The sequence below is a fragment of the Pseudomonas sp. BF-R-01 genome, from assembly GCF_019946615.1.
In the GTDB taxonomy this organism is placed as follows: Bacteria; Pseudomonadota; Gammaproteobacteria; order Pseudomonadales; family Pseudomonadaceae; genus Aquipseudomonas; species Aquipseudomonas migulae.
The window spans coordinates 1-15496 of sequence record NZ_JAGYFX010000127.1; the positions used below are offsets into that span (position 1 = coordinate 1).

Genomic DNA, 15496 nt, shown 5'->3' on the forward strand with positions numbered 1-15496 from the left:
GGCTTGCTGGCGATTGGGCCTCAAAATTTACGTTGATCTTGAGGCCGCCATCGCCAGCAAGCCGGCTCCTACAGTTTTGAAACATTGCGCTTTTACGCTTGAGGCCTGAGCCTTGCGCAACGCTGCATTGGATTGTGAGGTGAGCAACACATGTACCACGGGGAAAGATTGAACGCCTGGACGCATCTGGTCGGGGCGGTGGCGGCGACGGTTGGGGTGGTGTGGATGCTGGTGATCGCCGGCATGGACGGCAGCCCTTGGAAGATCGTCAGCGTGGCGATTTACGGTTTCACCTTGATGGTGCTCTACAGCGCATCGACCGTTTACCACAGCGTGCGCGGGCGCAAGAAAGCGATCATGCAGAAGGTCGATCACTTTTCGATCTACCTGTTGATCGCCGGCAGCTACACACCGTTTTGCCTGGTGACCCTGCGCGGGCCGTGGGGCTGGACGCTGTTCGGGATTGTCTGGGGGCTGGCGTTGATCGGCATCCTTCAGGAGATCAAGCCGCGTTCGGAAGCGCGGATCCTGTCGATCGTGATTTACGCGGTGATGGGCTGGATCGTGCTGGTGGCGGTCAAGCCGCTATTGGCGGCGTTGGGCACGGCCGGGTTTGCCTGGCTGGCCTCGGGCGGGATTTTGTACACCGTGGGGATTATCTTTTTTGCACTGGATCATCGGTTGCGGCATGCGCACGGGATCTGGCATTTGTTCGTGATCGCGGGGAGTTTGCTGCACTTTGTGGCGATTATGTTTTACGTCCTGTAAACCGCGTCGCGGCCATCGCCGGCAAGCCGGCTCCTACAAGGATATGTGTTGCGAATACGAACCCTGTAGGAGCCGGCTTGCCGGCGATGGCGTCCTAGAAGTCACCCCACAACTGCTGGGCCACCGCCAACGCCACCACCGGCGCGGTCTCGGTGCGCAACACCCGAGGCCCCAGGCGCGCAGCGTGGAACCCCGCAGCCTTGGCCTGATCAACCTCAGCATCGGACAACCCACCTTCCGGCCCGATCAGAAACGCCAGCGTCGCCGGTTTGGCATGACTCACCAACGGCTCAGCCACCGGATGCAGCACCAGCTTCAACTCCGCCTCAGTCTGCTTCAACCAGTCGGCCAACAACACCGGCGGGTGAATCACCGGCACCCGTGAACGCCCGCATTGCTCGCACGCGCTGATTGCCACCTGGCGCCAGTGCATCAGGCGTTTGTCGGCGCGCTCGTCCTTCAAGCGGACTTCACAGCGGTCGCTGAAGATCGGGGTGATTTCGGTCACGCCCAGTTCGGTGGCTTTCTGAATCGCCCAGTCCATCCGCTCGCCACGGGACAGGCCCTGGCCGAGATGGATCTGCAGCGGCGATTCGATTTGCCCGGCGAAGCTTTCGTCGATCTGCACCACGACGCGCTTCTTGCCGACCTCGACCAGCTTCGCGCGAAACTCATGACCCGAACCGTCGAACAGTTGCAACGCATCACCCTCGGCCATGCGCAGCACGCGGCTGATGTAATGGGCCTGGGCCTCGGGCAACTCGTGCTCGCCAGTGCTCAGGGGGGCGTCGATGAAAAAGCGGGACAGTCTCATGCGGGTTCTCTGAAAAAGGTGTTGGTCGTCTTTGTGGGAGCGAGCCTGCTCGCGATAGCATCACCGAGGATGATCAGAAAGACCTCGGCGTCAGCATCGCGAGCAGGCTCGCTCCCACATTGATCGCTGTGTGTGATCAATCAACCCGGATCGCGGAAACCGGGGTGGAAATCCTGCGGCACCGACACGCTCACACTGTTGCGTGTCGCAATGTCGATCCCTTCACTGGCCACTTCCGCCAGAAAGTCGATCTGCTCCGGGGTGATCACGTACGGCGGCAGGAAATACACCACGCTGCCCAGCGGTCGAAGTAAAGCACCGCGTTCCAGCGCGTGCTGGAACACCTTCAAGCCACGACGTTCCTGCCACGGATAAGCTTCCTTGGTCGCCTTGTCCTTGACCATCTCGATGGCCAGCACCATGCCGGTCTGACGCACTTCCGAGACGTTCGGATGATCGGCCAGGTGCGCGGTGGAGGAGGCCATGCGCTGGGCCAGCGCCTTGTTGTTCTCGATCACGTTGTCTTCTTCGAAGATATCCAGCGTCGCCAACGCCGCCGCGCACGCCAGCGGATTGCCGGTGTAGCTGTGCGAATGCAGGAACGCGCGCAAGGTCGGGTAGTCGTCGTAGAACGCGCTGTAGACATCTTCCGTCGTCACGCACGCCGCCAGCGGCAGGTAACCGCCGGTCAGGGCCTTGGACAGGCAGAGGAAATCCGGGCGGATGCCGGCCTGTTCGCAGGCGAACATCGTTCCGGTGCGGCCGAAGCCGACGGCGATTTCGTCGTGGATCAGGTGCACGCCATAACGGTCGCAGGCTTCGCGCAGCAGTTTCAGGTAAACCGGGTGATACATGCGCATGCCGCCGGCGCCCTGGATCAGCGGCTCGACGATCACCGCCGCGACGGTGTCGTGGTTTTCGGCCAGGGTCTGTTCCATCGCGGCGAACATGTTCCGCGAGTGTTCTTCCCAGCCCATGCCTTCAGGGCGCAGGTAACAATCGGGGCTCGGCACCTTGATGGTGTCCAGCAGCAACGCCTTGTAGGTTTCGGTGAACAGCGGCACATCGCCCACCGACATCGCCGCCATGGTTTCGCCGTGGTAGCTGTTGGTCAGGGTGACGAAGCGCTTCTTGTTCGGCTGGCCGCGGTTCAGCCAGTAGTGAAAGCTCATTTTCAGCGCGACTTCGATGCAGGACGAACCGTTATCGGCGTAGAAGCATCGGGTCAGGCCTTCCGGCGTCATCTTCACCAGACGCTCGGACAACTCGATCACCGGCTGATGGCTGAAACCGGCGAGGATCACGTGTTCCAGCTGATCGACCTGATCCTTGATGCGCTGGTTGATGCGCGGGTTGGCGTGGCCGAACACGTTGACCCACCAGGAGCTGACGGCGTCGAGGTAGCGTTTGCCTTCGAAGTCTTCCAGCCACACGCCTTCACCGCGCTTGATCGGGATCAGCGGCAGCTGTTCGTGGTCTTTCATCTGGGTGCAGGGATGCCACAACACGGCGAGATCGCGTTGCATCCACTGATTATTCAGGCCCATTTCCAGTCTCCTCGAGGCGGTCCGCGACAGGCGCGGACATACAATCGCGCAAGCCTATGCAATGCGTGGCATCGGGACAACCCATTGTGTCGAATGAGCTACTTTGTATAGGGCGATAGACGTCGCTGGCGGCCCTTTGATGGCTAACGTATTCTTCGCGGTTCTTTGAGTCGTCTGACTCGCAAAACCGCTTTTTTCTACGTGTATTTCCGGAGTTCGCTGAATGTCTGCTGGTTGGCTGCGCGCCTGTGCGCTGGTGATGTTGGGGCTGTTCAGCGTGTCTGCGCTGGCCAAGGATAAAACGGCGATCGTGATCGGCGGCGGGCTCTCGGGCCTGACGGCGGCCTACGAACTGCAGAACAAAGGCTGGCAGGTGACCCTGCTGGAAGCCAAGCCGACCCTGGGCGGTCGTTCCGGCATGGCCACCAGCGAATGGATCGGCAACGACAAGACTCAGCCGGTGTTGAACAAGTACGTATCGACCTTCAAGCTGAGCACCACGCCGGCCCCTGAATTCGTGCGCACGCCGAGCTACCTGATCGATGGCGTGTATTACACCGCCGCTGACCTGGCCACCAAAGAGCCGGCTACCGCTGACGCGCTCAAGCGTTACGAGAAGACCCTGGACGACCTGGCGCGCTCGATCGAAGACCCGCTGAACCCTGCCGCGACCAGCGCGCTGCATGCCCTGGATCAGATCAACGTCTCCAACTGGCTCGACCGTTTGACGTTGCCAGCCACGGCTCGCCAATTGATCAATCAGCAAATTCGTACCCGTTATGACGAACCTTCGCGCCTGTCGTTGCTGTACTACGCACAACAGAGCCGGGTTTACCGTGGCGTGTCCGACCGAGACCTGCGCGCTTCGCGCCTGCTGGGCGGTAGCCCGGTGCTGGCACAAGCCTTCGTCAAACAGCTGAAAACCATCAAGACCAGTTCCCCGGTCTCGTCCATCACCCAGGACAAGGACGGCGTGACCGTCAAGGTCGGCAGCGTCGGCTATCAGGCTGACTACGTCGTGGTCGCGGTGCCGTTGCGCGCCCTCAACAAAATCGTGATGACCCCGGCGCTGGATGCCCAGCACATGGGCGCGATCAAAGGCACCAACTACGGTTGGCGCGACCAGATCATGCTGAAGTTCAAGACGCCGGTCTGGGAAAGCAAGGCGCGCATGTCCGGCGAGATCTACAGCAACACCGGCCTGGGCATGTTGTGGGTCGAGCCGGCGCTGAAGGGTGGCGCCAACGTGGTAATCAACCTGTCCGGCGACAACGCACGAGTGATGCAGGCCTTCGGCGACAAGCAGATGGCCGATCAGGTGCTGATTCGCTTGCACACGTTTTATCCACAGGCGCGCGGTTCGTTCACCGGTTATGAAATCCGTCGCTACAGCACCGACCCGTCGATGGGCGGCGCTTACCTGGCCTTCGGTCCGGGCCAGATCAGCAAGTTCTGGCGCCTGTGGGAACGTCCGCTGCAACGCGTAGCGTTCGCTGGCGAACACACCGACACCTTGTACCCGGGCACTCTGGAAGGCGCGTTGCGCACCGGTCAGCGTGCAGCCGGTCAGGTTGAAGACCTGGCGGCCGGCAAGTCGTTTGAACCGGCGAAGGTTGTTCCGGCAGCGACTGCTGCTGCAGCCGGCGCAGTGGCGGCGAAGAAAGGCAACTTCTTCAGCAACCTGTTCGGTGGTTCCTCGGAAGACGACAAGAAGCCGGAACCCGTGAAAGCGCCAGAGCCAGTCACACCGCCAGCCCCGGCACCGGCACCGGTACCAGCCCCGGTCCCTGCGCCAGTGGAAGCGCCGAAACCTGCCGCCCCGGTGAAAGCCGAGCCGGCCAAGAAGGCTGCGGCCAAGGCGCCGGCGAAAAAGCCTGCGGCCGAAACCAAAAAGGCTCCGGTCAAATCGGCGGCAAAGAAAGCTGAAGCGGCGAAGAAACCAGCAGCCAAACCTGCTGCGACCCCGGTAGCCGATACCAAAGCGCAGTAACCGTCTGGATTAAAGAAACGCGGCGTAAATGCCGCGTTTTTTTATGCCTGAAGAAAAGAATTGAATAAATCTCATGGCATTGGTGTTCTTGATCTGGACGTCATTTTTTTTCATACATTGGTCGTTAATCTTTCCTTAACTCACCGATTTCAGACTCTTGATCGTATTTCTCGATATTTCAAAGCGAAATTTTCCGCTTTAATTCGATAGATAACTCGATAGTCTTGGTCGCAATTCTCACAGGATTTGGGCATGCAGCTACGTAACTCTTCTTCCCGCTACGGTTGGGTCAGCATCTTCATGCACTGGGGCGTGGCGCTGGCGGTCTTCGGTCTGTTTGCGTTGGGCCTGTGGATGGTCGATCTCGACTACTACAGCACCTGGCGCAAAGATGCGCCGGAGCTGCACAAGAGCATTGGCCTGGTGTTGCTGGCCGTGATGGTGCTTCGGGTGCTGTGGCGCTTTATCAGCCCACCACCGCCAACGCTGGAAAGCTATGGCCGGCTGACGCGCATGGGCGCGAAGTTTGGCCATTCGTTCCTGTACCTGGGTCTGTTTGCTGTGATGATTGCCGGTTACCTGATTTCCACCGCAGATGGTGTCGGGATTCCGGTGTTTGGCCTGTTCGAAGTTCCTGCACTGGTTTCCGGACTACCGGACCAGGCAGACACCGCCGGTGAGATTCATCTGTATCTGGCATGGGTGCTGGTAATTTTTTCCGGTCTCCATGCGTTGGCAGCATTGAAGCACCACTTTATCGATCGTGATGCGACCCTTACTCGAATGCTGGGTCGCAAAGCCTGAAGTTCAACCTCGACTCCAAAGGAATAGAAAGCATGTTGAAAAAGACCCTCGCCGCTTTGGCAATCGGTTCCGCTCTGCTGTCCGCCGGTAACGTAATGGCAGCTGATTATGTCGTCGACAAGGAAGGCCAGCACGCCTTCGTTGACTTCAAGATCAGCCACCTGGGCTACAGCTTCATCACCGGTACCTTCAAGGATATCGACGGCAAGTTCAGCTTCGACGCTGCCAAGCCTGAAGACGCCAAGATCGAGTTCAATGTGAACACCGCCAGCGTCTTCACCAACAACGCCGAACGTGACAAGCACATCGCCAGCGGTGATTTCCTGAACGCGAGCAAATTCGCTAAAGCCACCTTCGTTTCCACCAGCGTCAAATCCACCGGCAAAAACGCCGCTGGCAAAGACACTGCGGACGTGGCGGGTGATCTGACCATCGCTGGCGTGACCAAGCCAGTCGTGGTCAAGGCGACTTTCCTGGGTGAAGGCAAGGATCCATGGGGCGGCTACCGTGCCGGCTTCGAAGGCACCACCAACCTCAAGCGTTCCGATTTCGGCAAGCAGAAAGACCTGGGCCCAGCGTCCGACGCGGTTGAACTGTACGTAACGTTTGAAGGTGTCAAAGCGAAGTAATTTTCGCGCCTGACACAAAAACGCCCCCGATCTCGCGATCGGGGGCGTTTTTTATTGCCAAGCGTAATCTGCGTCGCACCACGAATCCTGTAGGAGCGAGGCTTGCCCGCGAAAGCGCCAGCGGCCTCACCACAGAAATCCGGTTGACCCCTTCGCGGGCAAGCCTCGCTCCTACGAAGAGCATAAAAAAATGCCCCGGATCGTGAGATCAGGGGCATTTTTCATGGCTGGGTAAAACTCAGCGGTTGCGAGTCAGCAACGCCGGTTTTTCACCACGCGGACGGCCTGGCAATTGATCAAGCTGTTCAGGTGTCGGGAAACGATCGGTTTTCGACTCCTTGTGAATGATCTTCGGAGCCGGGCCACGCGGGTTTTGCACGGCTGGTTCCGAGCGTGACTGCTCGTCACGTGCCGGGCGACGGTTGCGGCCTTCTTCGCGACGGGCCTGACCGTCACGTGGTGCACCGTTGCGTGGACCGCTGCGCTTGGCTGGCGGCGTGCCAGTGGTGGCGCCGTCGCTGCTGCGTGGACCGCTTTGGCGACCCTGAGGCTTGCCGCCGGTGCGTGGAGCACCTGCGCCAGCGGCCGTGCCTTGTGCCGGAGCACCCGGACGGCGGCCACGGCCCTGGGCCGGTTTGGCTTGAGGCACGTAGTCGACGCGGTTACCGAAGTTATCGATATCGTCGTCCAGGAACTCGTCCGGAGCGCGATCAGCGGCAGCGCGTGGCGCCGGGCGCTGTTGCTCGCGGGCAGGCGTGCCTTCGCGTGGTTTCTGCTCACGTGCCGGGCGCTCGCCACGGCCGCTGGCCGCCGGTTTTTCCTTGCCGCCCTTGTCCTTGCCCTTGTCCTTACGACCGCCGCCACCGCCGCTGCCGTTCGGACCGTCGCCGCGCGGGCCACGTGGGTTGCGCGGGTTACGCACATCCGGACGCTCGCGCACTTCCGGCTTCTCGGCTTCCACGGCGCTGGAATCGAAGCCCATCAGGTCGCCGTCGGCGATTTTCTGCTTGGTCATGCGTTCGATGCTTTTCAGCAGTTTTTCTTCGTCCGGAGCCACCAGCGAGATCGCCTCGCCCGAACGACCGGCACGGCCAGTACGGCCGATACGGTGCACGTAATCTTCGTCGACGTTCGGCAGTTCGAAGTTGACCACGTGTGGCAACTGGTCGATGTCGAGGCCGCGTGCAGCGATGTCGGTAGCGACCAGGATGCGCACTTCGCCGGCCTTGAAGTCGGCCAGGGCTTTGGTGCGAGCGTTCTGGCTCTTATTACCGTGGATGGCGACGGCGCTGAGGCCATGTTTATCCAGGTATTCGGCCAGGCGGTTGGCGCCGTGCTTGGTGCGGGTGAACACCAGCACCTGTTCCCAGGCGCCCGCGGTGATCAGGTGCGCCAGCAGCGAACGCTTGTGGTTGGCTGGCAGGCGGAAAACCCGTTGCTCGATACGCTCGACCGTGGTGTTCGGCGGCGTCACTTCGATGCGTTCCGGGTTGTGCAGCAGCTTGCCGGCGAGGTCGGTGATGTCCTTGGAGAACGTCGCCGAGAACAGCAGGTTCTGACGCTTGGCCGGGAGGCGGGCCAGGACCTTCTTCACGTCATGGACAAAGCCCATGTCGAGCATGCGGTCGGCTTCGTCCAGCACGAGGATTTCCACGTGTGACAAATCGACGCTGCCTTGGCCGGCGAGGTCGAGCAGGCGGCCAGGGCAGGCCACCAGCACGTCAACGCCACGGGACATGGCCTGAACCTGTGGGTTCATGCCGACGCCGCCGAAGATGCAGGCGCTGACGAACTTCAGGTCACGGGCATAGACCTTGAAGCTCTCGTGTACTTGAGCCGCGAGTTCGCGGGTAGGGGTCAGGACCAGTACGCGCGGTTGGCGCGGGCCATGACGCTGGGATTTGTCCGGGTGACCGTTAGGGAACAACCGCTCCAGGATCGGAAGGGCGAAGCCACCGGTTTTGCCAGTACCTGTCTGAGCCGCAACCATCAGGTCGCGACCTTGCAACACGGCGGGAATGGCCCGCTGTTGCACCGGAGTAGGCTCGGTATAGCCCGCTGCCTCGATGGCGCGGACTAAAGCCTCGGAGAGACCGAGGGAAGCAAAGGACATGAGTAATCCTGTTTTAGTTAGGGCTTGGCCCAATGGGAGTCTTGCCTGGCGCGAATGGCGTTTAAGAGGACGCAATCCCGTCCGGTCCTGCTGGGCCTCGAAGGCTCGTCTGGAGCGCTCGCGCGGGCTGAAAAGCTGCGCTGTAGCGGGGTCGAGATGCCTTGAACAAGTCCGAGCGTCCGGGCGTGAGCCTGGCGGGAAGGCCGGAGTATAACAGAGCAATCACTGCGCGCCGCTTTCCTGCTGCTCAACGGTTTTTTCGCGGGCAGCGGTGGCCCCGGCAGTTTTCGTGCTGGTGGCCGGATCGGCGCCATAACGGGCGCTCAGTTCGGCGTACGCGGGTTCGCGCTTGAATCGTTTGAGCTCGGCGCCGAAGCGCTGCACCAGCAAATCCATGCCCGCGTTGCGGCGCACTGCCAGGAACTGGCTCTGCTGGCTGATGACGGTCGGGTTTTCGCTGATCTGGTCGCGGATATTCAATTCGTCGAGCAAATGCTGGCCCACCCGGCGGTCGGTGATCAGCAGGTCGATCCTGCCGCGCACCAGTTTGCCGAAGTTGGCTTCATGGGTGGGCGCCGGTTCGCGCGTGAACAGCGTCGATTCACGGAAGTCCGGGCTGTACAGATAGCCCGGCGAGGTGCCTATCGTCAGGCCTTTCAGGTCGTCGAGGGTGCTAAATGGATGCGGGCGTTCGTTGGCGTAGAACAGCACGAACTGGACTTCCGAGAGTGGTTCGCTGGGGTAGAGCAGGGTCGCCTCGCGCTCGTCGCTGTGAAAAATGTCCAGCGCGCCATCGGCCTGGCCGGTTTCAAGCATCGACAGGCAGCGTTTCCACGGCAGGAACTGCCACTCGACTTCGATCCCCAGGCGCTTGAAGACGATGGCCGTGGTTTCGTAGTCCAGGCCCAGTGATTTGCCGTTTTCCTCGTAGACATAAGGCGCCCACGGTTCAGTGACAATGCGTAGCTTCTCGCCCCGAGCGGCGAAGCTCAGGCAAGTGAAAACCAGCACGGCAATTAACTGTGGGATCAAAGGCATGGGCTTGAGATTACGACGAGAAACGGGAAAGAGCCAGAAACCGACTGCAGATGCTCTATCTCCGTGTGTTGCATCACAATAAAAGTACGTAGAAAGCAAAAAATCGCAGCCTTCGACCGCTCCTACAGGGATTAAACATGCCCGAATGTAGGAGTGGCCGAAGGCTGCGATCTTTTGATCTTGCTTTAAACGTTTATCAGCGCGGCAACTTCAGGTTGTTCCACACCGCCAGACTCGCTTCAGCCTGGTTCAGTGTGTAGAAGTGCAGCCCTGGCGCGCCACCTTGCAGCAGGCGTTCGCACATTTCGGTGATGACCTGTTCACCAAAGCCTTGAATGCTCTGGGTGTCGTCGCCGTAGGCTTCCAGTTGCTTGCGGATCCAGCGCGGGATTTCCGCACCGCAGGCATCGGAGAAGCGCGCCAGCTTGCTGTAGTTGGTGATCGGCATGATGCCCGGCACGATCGGGATGTTCACGCCCATCGCCCGTACACGCTCGACGAAGTAGAAATAGCTGTCGGCGTTGAAGAAGTACTGGGTGATCGCGCTGTCGGCGCCAGCGTTGGCTTTGCGCACGAAGTTGGTCAGATCGTCTTCGAAATTGCGCGCTTGCGGATGCATTTCCGGGTAAGCGGCGACTTCGATGTGGAAATGATCACCGGTCTCTTCACGAATGAATTGGACCAGGTCGTTGGCGTGGCGCATTTCGCCGCTGGCCATGCCCATGCCCGAAGGCAGGTCACCGCGCAGGGCAACGATGCGCTTGATGCCGGCAGCCTTGTATTGCGTCAGCAGGCCGCGCAAGTCGTCCTTGCTGTCGCCTACGCAGGACAGATGCGGTGCGGCAGGGACTTTGACTTCGCTTTCGAGCTGCAACACGGTGTTGAGGGTTCGATCACGGGTCGAACCGCCAGCGCCATAGGTGCAGGAGAAGAAATCGGGGTTGTACGTGGCCAGCTGACGAGCAGTGGCGAGCAGCTTTTCATGCCCAGCGTCGGTCTTCGTAGGGAAGAACTCGAAGCTGTAGCGACGGTCTTGGGACATGGTCATATCCTTGGAAACGCGTAAGCCTTGCAGTCGCCACGTTTACTGTAGGAGCGAAGCTTGCTCGCGAAAGCAACAACACGGTGCTTCAGAAACAACGCGGTGATGCTTTCGCGAGCAAGCTTCGCTCCTACAGGGGAGCGTGGTTTCTGCTTAAGTCCGCTCCCATGGGGAGCGGACAGCAGGTCGAATCAGTAGCGGTAAGCGTGCGGCTTGAACGGACCTTCGACAGTCACGCCGATGTAGTCGGCCTGGGTCTTGGTCAGTTGAGTCACGACGCCGCCGAAACCGCGGACCATTTCCAGGGCCACTTCTTCGTCGAGTTTCTTCGGCAGTACTTCAACAGTCAGGCGCTCGGCTTTCTGGGCTGGCGACAGGTCGGCGTACTTCTGGCCGAACAGGAAGATCTGCGCCAGAACCTGGTTGGCGAACGAACCGTCCATGATGCGGCTTGGGTGACCGGTGGCGTTACCCAGGTTAACCAGACGGCCTTCGGCCAGCAGGATCAGGTAGTCGTCGTTCTGGGCATCGAATGCGCCAGGGCCGGTACGGTGGATTTTGTGAACCTGTGGCTTCACTTCTTCCCATGCCCAGTTCTTGCGCATGAAAGCGGTGTCGATTTCGTTGTCGAAGTGGCCGATGTTGCAGACAACAGCGCGCTTCTTCAGGGCTTTGAGCATGTTCGCATCGCAAACATTGACGTTACCGGTGGTGGTCACGATCAGGTCGATCTTGCCCAGCAGCGCTTTGTCGATGCTTGCTTCGGTACCGGTGTTGATACCGTCGATGAACGGCGAAACCAGTTCGAAACCGTCCATGCAGGCTTGCATGGCGCAGATCGGGTCGACTTCGGAGACTTTAACGATCATGCCTTCCTGACGCAGGGACTGAGCGGAGCCCTTGCCCACGTCGCCGTAACCGATGACCAGCGCTTGCTTGCCGGACAGCAGGTGGTCGGTGCCACGCTTGATCGCATCGTTCAGGCTGTGACGGCAGCCGTACTTGTTGTCGTTCTTGGACTTGGTCACCGAGTCGTTGACGTTGATGGCCGGGATTTTCAGCTCGCCCTTGGCCAGCATGTCCAACAGGCGGTGAACGCCGGTGGTGGTTTCTTCGGTCACGCCGTGAACGCGATCCAGAACCTGTGGGTACTTGTCGTGCAGCAGCTGGGTCAGGTCGCCGCCGTCGTCGAGGATCATGTTGGCATCCCAAGGCGCGCCATCTTTCAGGATGGTTTGCTCCAGGCACCACTCGTACTCTTCTTCAGTCTCGCCTTTCCAGGCGAATACCGGGATGCCAGCAGCGGCGATAGCAGCAGCGGCCTGATCCTGAGTCGAGAAAATGTTGCAGGACGACCAGCGAACTTCGGCACCCAGGGCAACCAGGGTTTCGATCAGCACGGCAGTCTGAATGGTCATGTGGATGCAGCCGAGAATCTTGGCGCCTTTGAGCGGCTGCTCACCGACGTACTTGCGGCGCAGACCCATCAGGGCTGGCATTTCGGATTCAGCGATGATGGTTTCGCGACGGCCCCAGGCAGCCAGGGACATGTCGGCGACTTTGTAATCGTTAAAATCTGCAGGCGTGATAACAGCGCTCATGAAGAGCCTCCATTCGTAATGTATGCGAATGGGCGCCGTTGTGCGTTTAGTGTCTGGCCGTGGCCAGTCAACGCCCCATCCGAGCCTGACAGGTTGAACCTGCTGCAGCGCCCCTCGGACAGGTGGCGGGAAAACGGTATCAATGGAACGTTACCGTTTTGAAACGGGGGCGATTATAGCGGGCTATGCTGATCTTCCAAAGCGTTTCTGTCGGTCAATGTCCGAACGGTAATCGTGACCATAGACGATGCTTAATAGAGCTCTAGTCCGGGCTCTGCCATGATGGCACCCATCATTCGGCAAGACGCTCAGGAGTGAATATGAATTTCCACACCCGCAAATGGGTAAAACCCGAAGACCTCAACCCCAACGGCACGCTGTTCGGCGGCAGCCTGTTGCGCTGGATCGACGAAGAAGCGGCGATCTACGCCATCGTCCAGTTGGGCAATCAGCGCGTGGTGACCAAGTACATTTCCGAAATCAACTTCGTCAGCGCCTCGCGCCAGGGCGACATCATCGAACTGGGCATCACCGCCACCGAGTTCGGCCGCACCTCGATCACCCTGACCTGCGAAGTGCGCAACAAGATCACCCGCAAAAGCATCCTGACGGTGGAGAAGATGGTCTTCGTCAACCTCGGTGAAGACGGCCTGCCCGCCCCACACGGCCGAACCGAGATCAAATACGTCAAAGACCAGTTCAAGGACGAGTAATGCGAGTACCGTAGGAGCCGGCTTGCTGGCGATAGCGTAATCAGCGACAGCGCAGAAACCGAGTCGACCCCATCGCCAGCAAGCTGGCTCCTACAGAATGCGGTTTCATTTGTGGGGCCACTGAACAAGCGCCGAACCCCGCGTGTCGTACCTACATGACACGCCACCGGTTCCGGAGCTCTATGGACGCGCAAAAAGACGGCAAGACCCCGAACCTCTCGGCTGAAGAACGGCACGACGTCGAAAAAAGCCAGCCGCCACGTGCGGCTGTATTGCACGAAATCATCCGCACCCAGGGCGATCAGGAACTCGAACGCAGCGTCGCCGCGCTATGGTGGTCGGCGCTCGCCGCCGGTCTGACCATGGGCCTGTCGCTGATGGCCATGGGGTTGCTCAACTCGCGCCTGCCGGACGACGAACACTTCAAGGTGATTGCCAGTTTCGGTTACTGCGCCGGGTTCCTTGCGGTCATCCTCGCCCGCCAGCAATTGTTCACCGAGAACACCCTGACGGCGGTGCTGCCGGTCATGACCAAACCCACTCTGAACAATTTCGGCCGGTTGTTGCGGCTGTGGTCGGTGGTGCTGGTGGGCAACCTTTGCGGCACCTTGCTGGTCGCGTATGTGATGTTGCACCTGCCGATTTTCGACACCAGGACCGACCTGGCCTTCCTCGATATCGGGCGCAAGGTCATGGAGAACGACGCGAGCAAGATGTTCGCCAAAGGCATTGTGTCGGGCTGGATGATCGCCACCATGGTCTGGATGATCCCGTCCATGGAGAGCGCCAAGATGTGGATCATCATCCTCATCACCTACCTCATGGCGCTGGGGGATTTCACCCACATCGTCGTCGGTTCGGCCGAGGTGTCGTATCTGGTGTTTGCCGGCGAGTTGCCGTGGAAGGATTTCTGGCTGGTGTTCGCAGGTCCCACGCTGGCGGGGAACATCATCGGTGGCAGCTTTATCTTTGCGCTGTTGAGCCATGCGCAGATTCGCAGCGAAAGCGGGCCGCCGAAGCAGTCTGCGGATCGGCAACCCGACCCGCAGAAGGTCAAAAAGTAATCAGTGATGCCCGGCCTGTGCCGCTGGCGCAGGCTCATCCCGGGTCACGTGCTTGACCAGTTTGCCGATGCTCAAGCCCTGCAACAGGATCGACGACAACACCACGATGTAGGTGATGCTCAGCAGCAAATCACGCTCCGGGCCCAATGGCAGCGCCAGGGCGAGCGCTACCGAAACACCACCGCGCAAACCACCCCAGGTCAGAATCCGGATCGTTCCGCGCGGCACTGTGCGCCAGCGTCGCAGCAGGAGGATGGCCGGTGCCACGGTCAACAGGCGCGAGAGCAGAATGGCCAGGGCCAGCAAACTTGCCGCCAGCACGTGCAGCCAGTTGAACGGCAGCAGCAACAGCTCCATGCCGATCAGGGCAAACAGCAGGGCGTTGAGCATGTCGTCGAGCAGCTCCCAGAAACCGTCCAGGTACTTTCGGGTCATGTCGTTCATCGCCAGGTTGCGCCCCAGATTGCCGATGATCAGGCCGGCGACCACCATCGCGATCGGTGCGGAAACATGCAGCTCCGACGCCATGGCCGAGCCGCCGATCACCAGTGCCAGGGTCAGCATGACTTCGATCTGATGCTGCTCGATGCTCTTGATCATCAGATACACCAGGTAGCCAATCAGCCCACCAAACAGCACACCGCCAATTGCTTCGTGTGCAAACAGCAGGGCCGTGGCGCCTACGGTCGGGGTTTCACCGAGTTGCGCGATACCCAGCAGCACGGTGAACACCACTACCGCGGTGCCATCGTTGAACAGCGATTCGCCGACAATCGTGGTTTTCAGCGGTTTGGACGCGTTGGCGGTCCGCAGCACGCCGAGTACCGCGATGGGGTCGGTCGGGGAAATCAGCGCGCCGAACAGCAGGCAGTACAGAAAACTCACATGCCAGCCGAACAGGGCAAAGATGTAATACGCGAGGCTGCCGATCACGGCGGTGGCGATCAATACACCAAATGTTGCGAGCAGGCCGATGGGCCAGCGATAACTGCGCAAGTCATTGAGATTGACGTGCAGCGCACCGGCGAACAGCAGAAAGGACAGCATCCAGTTCATCAGCAGATCACCGAAATCGATCTGGCCGATCAGCTGTTGCACACGCTCTTCGAGGCCGGGGTAACCGAGGAAACTCAGGCCCTGCAACAGCAGGGAAAACATCAGCGCGGTGACCATGACGCCGATGGTCGGGGGCAGGCCGATGAAGCGGAAATTCACGTAGGTGAGCAGGGAAGTGAGGCAGATAAACGCAGCGACAAGTTCAAGCATCCGGGGTCCTTGGATGAGGGGAAAGATTAGTTTTCAGGTAGGTGCACCGAGTCGGCTTCTTCGCGGGCAAGCCTCGCTCCTACAGGATCTGCGCGATCCTGTAGGAG

At 60.0% G+C, this 15496-nt stretch carries 13 protein-coding genes and 1 riboswitch; of the genes, 6 read left to right on the forward strand and 7 right to left on the reverse strand.

The features are described from left to right. The first annotated feature begins 150 nt into the window (after window positions 1-150). On the forward strand, window positions 151-768 hold the full coding sequence (trhA, locus tag KGB27_RS28055; RefSeq protein WP_008033324.1) for a PAQR family membrane homeostasis protein TrhA: 618 nt from the start codon (window positions 151-153) through the stop codon (window positions 766-768). Between the two features lie 94 nt (window positions 769-862). On the opposite strand, the gene KGB27_RS28060 is transcribed toward trhA, so the two are convergent. Both KGB27_RS28060 and KGB27_RS28065 read right to left on the reverse strand, forming a co-directional pair. Beyond that, window positions 863-1582 (reverse strand): 16S rRNA (uracil(1498)-N(3))-methyltransferase, encoded by a 720-nt coding sequence (locus KGB27_RS28060; RefSeq protein ID WP_008045041.1) that lies wholly within the window; start codon window positions 1580-1582, stop codon window positions 863-865. Between the two features lie 140 nt (window positions 1583-1722). Further along, on the reverse strand, window positions 1723-3129 hold the full coding sequence (locus KGB27_RS28065; protein WP_008045039.1) for an adenosylmethionine--8-amino-7-oxononanoate transaminase: 1407 nt from the start codon (window positions 3127-3129) through the stop codon (window positions 1723-1725). Between the two features lie 223 nt (window positions 3130-3352). On the opposite strand from KGB27_RS28065, the gene KGB27_RS28070 reads away from it, so the two are divergent. The 3 genes from KGB27_RS28070 (at window position 3353) to KGB27_RS28080 (ending at window position 6552) form a co-directional block, all read left to right on the forward strand. Further along, window positions 3353-5119 (forward strand): flavin monoamine oxidase family protein, encoded by a 1767-nt coding sequence (locus tag KGB27_RS28070; RefSeq protein WP_223557150.1) that lies wholly within the window; start codon window positions 3353-3355, stop codon window positions 5117-5119. A 252-nt stretch (window positions 5120-5371) separates the two neighbouring features. Beyond that, complete coding sequence (locus tag KGB27_RS28075) at window positions 5372-5923, forward strand: cytochrome b (RefSeq protein WP_008033319.1); 552 nt, start codon at window positions 5372-5374, stop codon at window positions 5921-5923. Between the two features lie 32 nt (window positions 5924-5955). Then, window positions 5956-6552 (forward strand): YceI family protein, encoded by a 597-nt coding sequence (locus KGB27_RS28080; protein ID WP_008033318.1) that lies wholly within the window; start codon window positions 5956-5958, stop codon window positions 6550-6552. A gap of 238 nt (window positions 6553-6790) precedes the next feature. On the opposite strand, the gene KGB27_RS28085 is transcribed toward KGB27_RS28080, so the two are convergent. From KGB27_RS28085 to ahcY, 4 genes are all read right to left on the reverse strand, one after another. Then, window positions 6791-8665, reverse strand: coding sequence for a DEAD/DEAH box helicase (locus tag KGB27_RS28085; RefSeq protein WP_008045030.1), 1875 nt, complete (start codon window positions 8663-8665; stop codon window positions 6791-6793). Between the two features lie 222 nt (window positions 8666-8887). Then, window positions 8888-9703: a substrate-binding periplasmic protein gene (locus KGB27_RS28090; protein ID WP_223452594.1), complete on the reverse strand. Its 816-nt coding sequence runs from the start codon at window positions 9701-9703 to the stop codon at window positions 8888-8890. Window positions 9704-9899: 196 nt separating this feature from the next. Further along, a complete protein-coding gene (metF, locus tag KGB27_RS28095; RefSeq protein ID WP_223557153.1) occupies window positions 9900-10745 on the reverse strand; it encodes a methylenetetrahydrofolate reductase [NAD(P)H] in 846 nt (281 codons plus the stop codon). A gap of 191 nt (window positions 10746-10936) precedes the next feature. Beyond that, a complete protein-coding gene (gene ahcY, locus KGB27_RS28100; RefSeq protein WP_008045025.1) occupies window positions 10937-12346 on the reverse strand; it encodes an adenosylhomocysteinase in 1410 nt (469 codons plus the stop codon). Window positions 12347-12369: 23 nt separating this feature from the next. Beyond that, window positions 12370-12468: riboswitch (S-adenosyl-L-homocysteine riboswitch) on the reverse strand. Between the two features lie 198 nt (window positions 12469-12666). Here ahcY and KGB27_RS28105 point away from each other — a divergent pair. Beyond that, window positions 12667-13059, forward strand: a complete 393-nt coding sequence (locus KGB27_RS28105; RefSeq protein ID WP_008033312.1) for an acyl-CoA thioesterase — start codon at window positions 12667-12669, stop codon at window positions 13057-13059. A 182-nt stretch (window positions 13060-13241) separates the two neighbouring features. Next, complete coding sequence (locus KGB27_RS28110; protein ID WP_223557155.1) at window positions 13242-14123, forward strand: formate/nitrite transporter family protein; 882 nt, start codon at window positions 13242-13244, stop codon at window positions 14121-14123. On the opposite strand, the gene KGB27_RS28115 is transcribed toward KGB27_RS28110, so the two are convergent. Further along, complete coding sequence (locus KGB27_RS28115) at window positions 14124-15389, reverse strand: cation:proton antiporter (RefSeq protein WP_207284864.1); 1266 nt, start codon at window positions 15387-15389, stop codon at window positions 14124-14126. It abuts the gene before it with no gap. Window positions 15390-15496 lie beyond the last annotated feature (107 nt).